At 45.4% G+C, this 12,412-nt stretch carries 12 protein-coding genes and 1 tRNA gene; 7 read left to right on the forward strand and 6 right to left on the reverse strand.

The features are described 5' to 3' along the window. Nucleotides 1-9: 9 nt before the first annotated feature. Complete coding sequence (gene folK / locus GZN30_RS11110) at nt 10-492, reverse strand: 2-amino-4-hydroxy-6-hydroxymethyldihydropteridine diphosphokinase (RefSeq protein ID WP_075649764.1); 483 nt, start codon at nt 490-492, stop codon at nt 10-12. Continuing rightward, nucleotides 489-842, reverse strand: coding sequence for a bifunctional dihydroneopterin aldolase/7,8-dihydroneopterin epimerase (folB, locus tag GZN30_RS11115; protein ID WP_075649763.1), 354 nt, complete (start codon nt 840-842; stop codon nt 489-491). Before folB ends, folK begins: the two co-directional genes overlap by 4 nt. Before the next feature lie 221 nt (nt 843-1,063). Between folB and plsY the strand changes: the two genes are divergently transcribed. Next, nucleotides 1,064-1,699 (forward strand): glycerol-3-phosphate 1-O-acyltransferase PlsY, encoded by a 636-nt coding sequence (plsY, locus tag GZN30_RS11120; RefSeq protein WP_075649762.1) that lies wholly within the window; start codon nt 1,064-1,066, stop codon nt 1,697-1,699. A 32-nt stretch (nt 1,700-1,731) separates the two neighbouring features. On the opposite strand, the gene GZN30_RS11125 is transcribed toward plsY, so the two are convergent. After that, nucleotides 1,732-2,547, reverse strand: coding sequence for an alpha/beta fold hydrolase (locus tag GZN30_RS11125; protein ID WP_075649761.1), 816 nt, complete (start codon nt 2,545-2,547; stop codon nt 1,732-1,734). Nucleotides 2,548-2,666: 119 nt separating this feature from the next. After that, nucleotides 2,667-3,683, reverse strand: coding sequence for a tRNA (adenosine(37)-N6)-threonylcarbamoyltransferase complex transferase subunit TsaD (tsaD, locus tag GZN30_RS11130; protein WP_075649760.1), 1,017 nt, complete (start codon nt 3,681-3,683; stop codon nt 2,667-2,669). 463 nt (nt 3,684-4,146) lie between these two features. Here tsaD and rpsU point away from each other — a divergent pair, with 463 nt between their 5' ends. From rpsU to GZN30_RS11155, 5 genes are all read left to right on the forward strand, one after another. Next, nucleotides 4,147-4,362, forward strand: coding sequence for a 30S ribosomal protein S21 (gene rpsU, locus GZN30_RS11135; protein ID WP_001145625.1), 216 nt, complete (start codon nt 4,147-4,149; stop codon nt 4,360-4,362). 25 nt (nt 4,363-4,387) lie between these two features. Further along, nucleotides 4,388-4,831 carry a GatB/YqeY domain-containing protein gene (locus GZN30_RS11140; RefSeq protein WP_075649759.1) on the forward strand — a complete coding sequence of 148 codons (444 nt, stop codon included), beginning with the start codon at nt 4,388-4,390 and terminating at the stop codon, nt 4,829-4,831. Nucleotides 4,832-4,951: 120 nt separating this feature from the next. Next, on the forward strand, nt 4,952-6,715 hold the full coding sequence (dnaG, locus tag GZN30_RS11145) for a DNA primase (protein ID WP_075649758.1): 1,764 nt from the start codon (nt 4,952-4,954) through the stop codon (nt 6,713-6,715). Between the two features lie 98 nt (nt 6,716-6,813). Continuing rightward, nucleotides 6,814-8,679 carry an RNA polymerase sigma factor RpoD gene (gene rpoD, locus GZN30_RS11150; RefSeq protein WP_075649757.1) on the forward strand — a complete coding sequence of 622 codons (1,866 nt, stop codon included), beginning with the start codon at nt 6,814-6,816 and terminating at the stop codon, nt 8,677-8,679. A 143-nt stretch (nt 8,680-8,822) separates the two neighbouring features. After that, nucleotides 8,823-8,898, forward strand: a tRNA-Ile gene (locus GZN30_RS11155). A gap of 90 nt (nt 8,899-8,988) precedes the next feature. Here GZN30_RS11155 and GZN30_RS11160 read toward each other — a convergent pair. Next, nucleotides 8,989-9,927, reverse strand: coding sequence for an NmrA family NAD(P)-binding protein (locus GZN30_RS11160; protein ID WP_075649756.1), 939 nt, complete (start codon nt 9,925-9,927; stop codon nt 8,989-8,991). Between the two features lie 87 nt (nt 9,928-10,014). Beyond that, nucleotides 10,015-11,358, reverse strand: a complete 1,344-nt coding sequence (locus tag GZN30_RS11165) for a Na+/H+ antiporter NhaC family protein (protein ID WP_075649755.1) — start codon at nt 11,356-11,358, stop codon at nt 10,015-10,017. 158 nt (nt 11,359-11,516) lie between these two features. Between GZN30_RS11165 and GZN30_RS11170 the strand changes: the two genes are divergently transcribed. Next, the gene (locus tag GZN30_RS11170; protein WP_075649754.1) at nt 11,517-12,389 is read left to right on the forward strand and encodes a helix-turn-helix domain-containing protein; all 873 of its coding nucleotides are present in this window, start codon (nt 11,517-11,519) and stop codon (nt 12,387-12,389) included. The last annotated feature ends 23 nt before the right edge of the window (nt 12,390-12,412 follow it).

Raw genomic sequence — 12,412 nt, forward strand, 5'->3', positions numbered from 1 at the left:
AGAAAATAACTAGAACCAGCGCACAACCTCAATCAATCGCTCATTATGGCAACTTTGCTGGTATATCTGTGCAATGGTTCGTCCATCATTAGGGACAATTAAATCCGGACATAATTCATTAAGTGGTTGGATGACAAACGCATACTGATAAATATCAGCGCGCGGCAGCATAGGGGCTGCTGCTGATATTTGCTCACCAAACAAGATAATATCGAGATCCAATGTGCGCGGTTCAAACTTCGCAGCATCTTCTTTACGTCCCCACTTCAACTCGATTGTACGTAGGGCGCGTGAAAATTCCGTTAAATCTAGAGTGGTTTTCATTTCCACCACAAGATTGTAAAAAGCCTCGCCTTGAAAGCCAATTGCGTCACACTCATAAATCGTTGAAATACGTAGTTCTTCTCCGATTTGAGACAGTTCAACAATCGCCGCTTCAATGTGTTTCTTTCGCTCTAAATTCGAGCCAACGCCAATATAGGCGGTGATCATAGCTTTCCTCGCTCAATCACCACTCCAACGCCTTTTGCTTGTGGCACCGCACCTGGTTTGGTTAGACGTATTTTAATCCAAGGCACGTTGAAGCGAGACATAATCAGTTCTGCCACTTCTTCAGCGACACGCTCCACCAATAAAAAACGACCGTTAACGATATGATTGATCACCGCTTCACTTACTTGGGCGTAGTCCAAAGCATCTTGTACGTCATCACTTTTACCCGCAGGGCGGTTGTCGTGTGCCATCTCGATATCAAGCACGAGTTTCTGCTTAATTTCTTGTTCCCAGTCATACACACCAATCGTCGTAATGACTTCTAGTTGTTCAATAAATACTTTGTCCATGCTCTACTGCTTCCTGTACAGGTCGGATACCCAATCAAGAGAAAAAATCGTACTATTTGCTATCAAATGTTTGCCGTAAGTAGTTTGCTCTTAGCAAGCGCGATATGATATACCCAAGTAACCTTGATATGCGAGTAACAAGCCAGTGAATTCGAAAGTTATTTTCACCAATGCATATCAACTGGTTGCATCTTAATGTCTGTTTTTTCGGATTGCCTTTTATGACGCCATTAGCACTTGCCATGATTTTTTCGGCCTATTTGTTAGGTTCGATCTCAAGTGCGGTTTTAATTTGTCGAGTACTGAGACTGCCCGACCCACGAAAAGTAGGCTCTAACAATCCGGGCGCTACCAACGTGTTGCGTATTGGCGGACGAAAAGCCGCACTTGCCGTTCTGCTTTGTGACATGCTCAAAGGCACTATCCCTGTCTGGGGCGGTTACTTTCTTAATATTGAACCGATTATGCTTGGCTTAGTCGCGATTGCTGCTTGCCTTGGCCATATGTACCCACTATTTTTCCACTTTAAAGGTGGCAAAGGCGTTGCGACCGCACTCGGTGCCATCGCCCCTATCGGCTTAGATCTCACCGCCATGGTGATCGCGACTTGGTTGGCGGTAGCGCTGACATTTCGCTACTCATCGTTAGCGGCTTTAGTCACGGTACTACTCGCACCGATGTATACATGGATGATCAAACCGCAATATACATTGCCCGTCGCCATGCTGTGCTGTTTGATCGTCTTTAAACACCACCAAAACATTCGCCGCCTCTACGATGGTAACGAACCTAAACTGGGTGAGAAAAAGCTGAGTAGTAAGCAAGATGAAGAACAAATAAAACAGGCCTCAGAATGAGGCCTGTTTGCTATTCAACGTTCAGAAAAAAGTTAAGCGTGGACGCGAGATAAAAAGCCTTCGAGCATTTCATTGACGAACTGTGGCTGCTCTAGATTAGAGATATGCCCAGCCTGTGGGATTTGCACCAATTCAGAGCCATCGATGCAATCGACCATTAAATAAGACTCAAGCACAGGGCGCGGCTTATCTTCTTGCCCCACTGCAATTAGAGTTGGCAGTGCAAACTTCTCTATCTGTTCAATTTGATCACGTCGACCAAACACCATACGACCAATTCGAGCAATCTCACTTGCTTGCTCGCCTTTTATTGCCGCTAAGTGAGCTGCAAATTCTGCGACTAGCTGTGGATTGTCTTGCACGGCATTATTAGCGAAAAACAGCGGTACTACCGCATCGATAATCGCTGGCGGCACAACTTGTTCGCTATCAATCGTGCTCAACATCGCAAAGTATTTGTTGTGAGCAACTTCTGGCTCCAAGCCGACAAACGTATCCATCAAGACTAAAGCATTCACTCTAGCTGGCGCGAGCGTGACTAATTCCGTCCCCCACATACCACCCACAGACAAGCCAATCATTGTGCATTGTTGGATATCAAGATGGTCGAGTAAGGCAAGCATCTGCTGTGCGTAATCTTGCAGTGAACGGGTTGTTTGAGGAGCTGAATCTGATTCCCCATGAGACCACAAATCCGGCACAATACAGCGATACGATTGGCTCAAGTGCGCAACTTGTGGTGCCCACATCTTGCTGTCCCACAAGTAGCTGTGACCAAACAATAGTACAGGCCCTTGACCAATGTCGAGGTAGGCCATTTGTTTGCCATCAATCGTAAATTTATTCATAACTCTATCCATTGATTATTGTTGTCAGTTCGAATGATAAAAAAGGTCGCAAATCAGGCGACCTTTTTATTTAACCATCAGGATCATTACTAAAAGATCCTCAAACGCCGCAAATTTGCTTAAGCGATCGGATCTAATTGATCAATTGGCCAGCGAGGTTTTGCGGTCACAGAAAGATCCGCCACTTCACCATTCTTCAAACGTTGCATGCCCGCATAAGCGATCATTGCACCATTGTCGGTACAGAACTCTGTACGTGGGTAGTAAACTTCGCCGCCGATCTTCTTCGCTAACTTCTCGAGTTCCGCACGAAGACGCTTATTCGCACTTACACCGCCCGCAATGACAATGCGTTTGAAACCTGTTTGATCCAGCGCTCGCTTACATTTGATCACTAAGGTTCCACATACCGCTTCTTCAAACGCCAAAGCGATATCCGCGCGAGTTTGCTCATCATCACCATTGGCTGCAATAGTATTAGCCGTAAAGGTTTTAAGACCAGAGAAACTCATATCCAATCCCGGTACATTGGTCATTGGACGTGGGAATTTAAAACGACCTGGCGTGCCTTTTTCTGCCAATTTAGACAGCAACGGACCACCAGGGTAGTCTAAGCCCATCAGCTTAGCCGTCTTATCAAAGGCTTCACCCGCCGCATCGTCAATAGATTCGCCAAGGATCTTGTATTCGCCAATGCCTTTTACTTCAACCATCATAGAGTGACCACCTGATACCAGTACCGCAACAAATGGGAATGGTGGTGGGTTATCTTCTAGCATTGGGGCGAGCAAGTGACCTTCCATATGGTGCACAGGTACCGCAGGCACACCCCAAGCGTACGCAAGGCTGCGACCGATCGTTGCACCAACCAATAGCGCACCAACCAGACCCGGACCTGCGGTATAAGCAATACCATCAATGTCTTTTGGCTCTAAGTTTGCTTCTGCCATTGCCGCTTTGATCAATGGGATCGTTTTCTTTACATGATCACGTGATGCAAGTTCTGGCACAACACCGCCGTAATCGGCATGCAGTTTGATCTGGCTGTAAAGCTGGTGAGAAAGTAAGCCTTTCTCGTCATCATAGATGGCAATACCTGTTTCATCACAGGAAGTTTCGATACCAATAATACGCATGGTCTACTCGGGATGTTTCTTGATTAATTGCAAATTGGCGGCAATCTTAACTCGCCTTCGCCTTGCAAACAAATTTTGTACAAGTGGGATTGTTACTTTTGTTGTCTAAGCTTTGAACAACTCAATACGCTCAAGTGGCACTGATTTACGCCTTAATCTCATCGATACTCCCGGCAATCTAAACCTGATTACTACCCATACTCAGTTGTTGAATTACTGTACTAACACGCTGATTTAAAAAAAATAACCCCTACCCGACTCTTAAGCCTTTGTAGATAAAGCTTGTTACCTCACCCTACCCCTAAGCAATACATGGGTATATACTCGACAAAGTGCTTTACAAAGCCATAGTGATCGGATTAAAATTCCGCACCATTTTTGATCAAGCTGGTTATAGACCGAACAGAGTCGTTCGGACTGTCAATGCCAGCGTTAACGAATTAACCCCTGAGGTGAAAGGCATATGCCAGTAGTTAAAGTACGTGAAAACGAACCGTTCGACGTTGCACTACGTCGTTTCAAGCGCTCATGCGAAAAAGCAGGTATCCTTTCTGAAGTGCGTCGTCGTGAGCACTACGAAAAACCAACTACAGTTCGCAAACGCGCTAAAGCAGCTGCTCAAAAGCGTCACGCTAAGAAGCTAGCTCGCGAAAACGCTCGTCGCGTTCGCCTGTACTAATAACTAAGTCCTAAAGGATAAAGTTATGGCTCTGATTGATAAACTCAAAGATGAGCAAAAATTAGCGATGAAAGCCAAGGACAAATTGCGCCTTGGCACTATTCGTTTAGCTTTGTCAGCCATTAAGCAACGTGAAGTCGACGAACAGATCACTCTGAACGACGACGATATCATTGCTGTGTTGACTAAAATGGTTAAACAACGTCGCGACTCTGTCGCTCAATATGAATCAGCTGGTCGTCAAGATCTAGCCGATGTGGAAAGCGCTGAAATTACTGTACTTGAGGATTTTATGCCTCAACCGCTTACCAATGAAGAAGTTGCTCAGCTAATTGAAGCTGCGATTACTGAATCTGGTGCTGCGGGCATGCAAGACATGGGTAAAGTAATGGGTGTTCTTAAGCCACAAATTCAAGGGCGCGCAGATATGGGTCAAGTAAGTGGTTTAGTTCGCGCTAAACTGGCTTAATTGCTCAACCATATTGCAGCAAGCCGTGCTCTCCATTGGATCGCACGGCTTGTTTGTATCTGGATAACAGACTCTCTATGATAGTTATCCAACTCACCACTCTCTTTTTTGTTAGGTTTTATGGCTGGACACATCCCTCGCAGTTTTATTGATGACCTCCTAGCTCGACTTGATATTGTCGATATCATCGACGCACGGGTGAAACTTAAGAAAAAAGGTAAGAACTACGGTGCTTGCTGCCCTTTCCACAACGAGAAAACCCCTTCTTTTAGCGTAAGCCAAGAAAAGCAGTTCTATCACTGTTTTGGCTGTGGCGCGCACGGCAATGCCATCGACTTTATGATGGAATATGAGCGGCTTGAGTTTGTTGAAGCCATTGAAGAGCTCGCTTCCTTTCTCGGTTTAGATGTCCCTCGTGAACAGCGCCAAGGCGGTCATTTTCGTAACGATCAACCACAAGCAAGCAGTGATCAAAAACGCAGCTTGTATGATCTTATGGGCAGTATCGGTCAGTTCTACCGTGATCAACTTAAGCAACCAAGCAGTAAGATCGCGATCCAATATCTAAAAGATCGTGGGTTATCCGGCGAGATCGTACAGAAATTCGGTATCGGTTATGTCGCCGACGAGTGGGATCTGGTGCGTAAGAACTTTGGTCAGCAAAAAACCACCCAAGACATGTTGGTCACTGGCGGTATGCTGATCGAAAACGATAAAGGTAACCGCTACGACCGCTTCCGTGGACGTGTGATGTTCCCTATTCGTGATCGTCGTGGTCGCGTGATCGGCTTCGGTGGTCGTGTCATTGGTGACGGTACACCGAAATATCTTAACTCACCAGAAACGCCGATCTTCCATAAAGGCAAAGAGCTCTATGGTCTTTACGAAGTATTGCAAGCATATCGTGAACCACCTCGAATCCTGGTCGTAGAAGGCTATATGGATGTGGTGGCTTTGGCGCAATATGGCGTTGACTACTCGGTTGCGTCATTAGGTACGTCCACCACCGGCGATCATCTGCAAGTCTTATTTAGACAAACCAGCACTGTTGTCTGCTGTTACGATGGTGACCGCGCTGGTCGCGAAGCGGCATGGCGCGCCATGGAAAATGCGCTGCCATACTTAACCGACGGTCGTCAGCTTAAGTTTATGTTTTTACCTGATGGTGAAGACCCAGACTCATACATTCGTCAACAAGGCAAAGAGGCGTTTGAGCAGCAAATTGACTCATCCATGTCGCTGTCTGACTTTATGTTTAGCTCGCTCATGCAGCAAGTCGACATCTCAAATCGCGAAGGGATGGCAAAGCTCACCAGCCTTGCAGTGCCGTTGATCGATAAAGTGCCAGGTGGAACATTACGACTCTACTTAAGAGATTTACTCGGCAAGCGTCTAGGCTTAATGGATGAGCGCCAGTTACAGCAATTAATTAGTAAAGAAGGACAAAAAGAGGTCCGCGTCCTTCCGCATCAGGAGATTAAACGTACTCCAATGCGTGAGGTTATCGCTTTGCTAATCCAAAATCCGAGCTATGCTGAAATGGTACCGGATTTAAGTAGTGTGAAGAACCTAACAGTTCCGGGGCTAAGTTTATTGCTTGAAGTGCTTGAATATTGTCAAGCCAACCCCAATATCACTACAGGTCAATTGCTCGAGCAATGGCGAAATAGTAGCCACTCAGCACTTATGTTACGTCTCGCGGGATGGGAAATTCCCCTCGATGACGATAACGAAATGGATATATTCTTAGACTCATTGGACAAAATTCTGTCCCAGTGCGTCGAAAAACAAATTGAAAACCTGCAGGCCAAAGAAAGAAGCGTCGGTTTATCAGCCGAGGAAAAAAGGGAGCTGCTAGCACTAATGCTAGATTTGAAAGCGTAACCCTGTTTGTATAGGCAGCAATCAATTAATTTGTTAACATGTATGGTTTGCATCTCGCATACTAATTCCTTCACCAAATACTAAGTTGGATACCGTCTATGGATCAAAATCCGCAGTCACAGCTAAAACAACTTGTCATTAAAGGCAAGGAACAAGGCTATCTGACCTACGCAGAAGTTAACGACCACCTGCCAGCAGAAATCGTAGATTCTGAGCAGGTTGAAGACATCATTCAGATGATTAATGACATGGGTATCCGAGTGGTGGAAACTGCTCCGGACGCTGATGATCTTGCGCTAAATGATGATGACACAATTACCGATGAAGACGCAGCAGAAGCTGCGGCGGCAGCGCTTTCAAGCGTAGAAAGCGAAATCGGTCGAACCACAGACCCAGTGCGTATGTACATGCGCGAAATGGGTACGGTTGAACTACTAACTCGCGAAGGCGAAATCGACATCGCGAAGCGTATCGAAGATGGTATCAACCAAGTTCAAAATGCCGTAGCGGAATACCCAGGTACTATCCCATACATCCTAGAGCAGTTTGATAAAATCCAAGCGGAAGAACTTCGCCTGACCGATCTTATCACTGGCTTTGTTGACCCAGATGCAGAAGAAACTGCTGCTCCTACGGCAACACACATCGGCTCTGAGCTTCAAGAATCAGATCTTGAAGACGAAGATGAAGATCTAGACGAAGAAGATGAAGATGGTGACGACGATTCTGAAACTGAAACAGAAGAAGATACAGGTATCGATCCTGAAGTCGCACTGGAAAAATTCACGTCGCTACGCAATACATTCCAGAACTACCAACTAGCGGTAAATGAGCACGGTCAAGAAAGCCCGAAAGCTCAAATCGCCCACGAACTTGTTCTAGATGTATTCAAAGAATTCCGTCTAACACCAAAACAGTTCGACTACCTAGTTGAAGAGCTACGCACTTCAATGGAACGTGTACGTACTCAAGAGCGCCTAATCATGAAGGCTGCGGTTGAATACGGCAAGATGCCTAAGAAGTCTTTCATTACTCTATTTACCGGTAATGAATCAAGCGAAGCATGGTTAGATGAAATCCTAGCATCAGACAAACCATACGCTGATAAAATCAAGCTAAGTGAAGAAGACATCCGTCGTTCAATCACTAAGCTTAAGATGATTGAAGAAGAGACCTCTCTAACTGTTCAAAGCATCAAAGACATCAGCCGTCGTATGTCTATCGGTGAAGCGAAAGCTCGTCGTGCGAAGAAAGAGATGGTAGAGGCGAACTTACGTCTGGTAATCTCTATCGCGAAGAAATACACCAACCGTGGTCTACAGTTCTTGGATCTAATCCAAGAAGGTAACATCGGTCTAATGAAAGCCGTTGATAAGTTTGAATACCGTCGTGGTTACAAGTTCTCAACTTACGCGACTTGGTGGATTCGTCAGGCGATCACTCGTTCTATCGCAGACCAAGCACGTACTATCCGTATTCCGGTACACATGATCGAAACGATCAACAAGCTAAACCGCATCTCGCGTCAAATGCTACAAGAGATGGGTCGTGAGCCGCTACCGGAAGAATTGGCAGAGCGTATGCAAATGCCAGAAGATAAGATCCGCAAAGTACTGAAGATCGCTAAAGAGCCAATCTCTATGGAGACACCTATCGGTGACGACGAAGATTCGCATCTAGGTGACTTTATCGAGGATACCACTCTAGAACTACCACTAGACTCAGCAACAGCAACAAGCCTGAAAGCTGCGACTAAAGACGTTCTAGCCGGTCTAACTCCTCGTGAAGCGAAAGTACTACGCATGCGCTTTGGTATCGACATGAACACTGACCACACCCTAGAAGAGGTTGGTAAGCAGTTCGACGTTACTCGTGAACGTATCCGTCAGATCGAAGCTAAAGCACTACGTAAACTGCGTCATCCAAGCCGCTCAGAAACTCTGCGCAGCTTCCTAGACGAGTAATTCGCGGTCGACTAAACAAAAAGGTGAGCAATGGCTCACCTTTTTTGTATTTGATTGGTTTAACTGGATAAAAACTAAACGGAATTACCCTAGGTAGTGGCTAGACACTCCCAGCCGCTTCCCCTATAATCGTTGACCTATTCGGCCCCTTAGCTCAGTGGTTAGAGCAGTCGACTCATAATCGATTGGTCCCCAGTTCAAGTCTGGGAGGGGCCACCACTTTTTGTGGTAAAGAATTTAGAAAGCCTGATGAGGAAACTCGTCAGGCTTTTTTCGTTTTGTACTGCGAGTCTAATTCAAAGTAATAGATTAGTTGTTATCAAACACAAATGCGGGATCGGCAATCGCTTGTTCTGGCGTTTTGGATACTTGAAACTCAGGATAAAGTTCTGAGGCTCTGAGCGTCTCTTCGGTAAAGTTTGCAAGTTTACCGATGACATAAATCACGTAGTTTATTCCCCAGCGCTCACGGTCTGTTTCCGCCCCCTTCTTCGCCGTCACGGCATCACTCGCCGTTAAGCGTTGCTGAGTAATAAACTCTGATGAAAAATGTTCATATTCAAACCGATGATCGGCATGATGCATCGTCAGCAAATCAAGCATTTCTGTTTGCGACAACGCGTTAAAATCCAACTGAACACAATGATTCATTGTGCGCTCATCAACCACCGCCAGTGCAGTAATCACTCCGATGTCTTGAATTTCGTGAGTATAAATAGGTAAGGCCAAGTCGCCAAAAGTCGTGATATTGCGGAAAAAACGTAGATTCGGTAACGCATAGTCAAAAATGACTCCGGTATAAATAATGGTCCAGCCAATTCCCGACTCAAACAGTTTTTGCTGGAAGTCTTTCTTCGTATCAAAAATAACGCCGCTACCATAATCAAGCCCCATCGTATGAGCACCAAACTCCGTTGGGACAAATCGCTTAACCTTCGCCTCTAATGCTGCCTCCAGCCAAATTGGTTGGAATTGAGTAATAATGGTTTTATCGCCAGGAACCGCACAAACAAGCGCATCCGCTCCTTGAATCGCTTGTGCGATTGACTCTTTATCACTTAGATCGGCGACTGGAACGATCTTCGCGCCATTCTGAGAATACTCAGTCAGCTTTTCACTTTCCTTGGTTAAGCTTCGAGTGATCACTGTCACTTGATGACCTAACTTAAGTAGCGCACGAGTCAAAGGCGTACCCACCTGCCCTGTTGCACCGATGATCGCGATATTCTGTTGGTTAAATGTCGACATGCCTGTTATCTCTTATTTAGGTTTAAATTTAAGTTCGATTGCGAATATGAATATGATGATTCGATGGTAAATATCGAACCAGAGCTCTTATAGCCACAGTCCCACGCCGAGATAGCCGCCAAAGGCGACAAGTGCAACGGAAGCAACGATAGGGAGCTGGCTTCGAAAATGACTCTCTGGGCTACATTGTGCCGCTGAAGCAGCAACGATAACGGAATCAGATATTGGGGAACTTTGGTCACCAAAGACCGCACCAGAGAGCACAGCACCAATCACCACCGGGACTGGAAAGCCCATCTGTACTGCAATTGGAATTGCAATCGGAGTTAAGATACTAACGGTTGCACCAGAACTTCCTGTTGCAAAAGAAATCATCATGCCAATCAAAAATATCAGGCAAGGTAGTAGTGACACGGCAAGGTTAGCCGTCAGTAGCTCAGCTAAAAATTGTCCGGTACCAAGTTGACCAATAACATGGCTAAATGTGAAAGCAAGAGTCAGTATTAAGACGGCTGGCAAGATCCGAATCGCTCCCGAAACCATCCAAGATACGCTTTGTTTGTACGGTACGTCGTTAACATGAAAGAGAATAGCGCTACCAATAAGAGCAACGTAACCACTGCAGTAAATCGCTTTACTGATGTCTCCCCCCAAGGCAACAACAATTACGATTGTCATAATGAGTAGATAAAATGGGGACATACCAACCCAAAGTGGCACTATAGGGGCGCTTTGCGGTAACGCCCTTTGCTCAGCACTGCCACCCTGTTGAGCCAGTTTGAAATCATGTTGAAATACCGCCAGAAGAGGCACACTCAATAACACCAGCAATGTATAAAACTGGTAAGGCATCGCTTGCACAACATAGTCGAGCGATACGCCATCAATTACACCTTGATCGATTTGAGTCTGAATAAGACCAACCAGAAACAGACCGGCACTACTAATCGGCAACAGCCAAGCTAAAGGCGCCCCGGTACTATTCGCAATGTATGCTAGTTTCTGTGAAGATATGTCGAATTGCTTAAACAATGGTCGCCCAACCACACCGACGATCATCATCGAACCAATCCCTTCCAAGCACATCAAAAAACCCGCGATGAATGCCAGCAATTGAGCGTGACTGCGATTTTTAATTAATGCTCTTTGCGTTGAGATAATCTGTAAGGCATGGTCGATGGCGGCAGAGCGCTGCAAGAGGTTAATTACGGCACCAATCATCAAAATAAAGATCAGACTATGTATGGTACTGGTTGATTGCAGCGTAAGACTCAAAGCCTCAATCACACCTTTAAGCCCGGAGATAAATGAGGTTGCCAAAATCAATGAACCGAGAATAATGCCTGAAAAGATGGCGATGTATGCCTTACGAGTTGATATCGCTAACAAGATCGCTAAAAGCGGCGGGAGTAAAGAAATCCAGTTGTTCATACCAACCTCCAATAAACTGAGGCTGTAGTGTATTGTTGTGGTAAAACAAAGGCATGGTAGAGGCAAGCCTAAAAATGGTAGATATCGAACCTCCATCAAAGTCTCTCGAGCGAGAACGACGCTATAATCTAACTTTCCTCCTTGAAGGGTAATTATCCTTGCCTGCGATTCCGAACATTGCCTTTAACCATCAAAAAGCCAATCAGAAAGACATTGAAATCATCAATCTTGATTCATTACATGCTCGGCAACATCTGATACATAGTCCCTATCACCCACACCGAATCAATTTCTTCAATTTCCTTTTTATTGAGGCTGGTGAAGGTGCCCATATGATTGACTTTGAACGCTACTCTCTATCGCCAGGTTCAATGCTATTTATCCAGCGCGAACAAGTGCACTGCTTTGAATTCAATGAAAAAATCAAAGGAAAAATAGTCTTATTCACGCAAAATTTTTTAGATACGCTGCACGCTCATATGTGCTTGCCAAACTTTACTCCCACGCACTTAAACAAATTGTATTCACCGCAAGTTAAATTGGATCCGCAAAGCCAGCAGCGAATTGCAAATTTACTTAGTGAAATTGAGCATGAGCAAAGCCTACCTAACGGCGATTCTCTTATTGTGATGTACCTATTTTCCGCGCTTGCACAGACCTTGCACCGTCTAAGACCAAAGCTCACGGAAGACAAACTATCAAAAGAGCAAAGTATTCGACTCGCGCGATTCTTTGACTTAATTCAGGCGAACTTTCACTGCGTCCGTGATGCAAGTTGGTATGCGAATCAGTTAAATACCACCTACAAAACCTTAAACCAACTATGCAAGGCAGCGACAGGGTTGACTGCCAAGCAGATGATCAACTCATTCAGCGGTATTGAGATGAAACGTCGACTAGTCGTCAGCAATACAACAACACAGCAGTTGGCTTATGATTTTGGTTTTGAGGATGCGAGCAATTTTATTAAGTACTTTAAACAACTAACGGGGATGACGCCGACACAGTTTAAGCAGCACTACAAACCATAGAGCCTTAGTGATTTGCGTATAGA

The organism is Vibrio ponticus, from assembly GCF_009938225.1.
GTDB classification, from domain to species: domain Bacteria; phylum Pseudomonadota; class Gammaproteobacteria; order Enterobacterales; family Vibrionaceae; genus Vibrio; species Vibrio ponticus.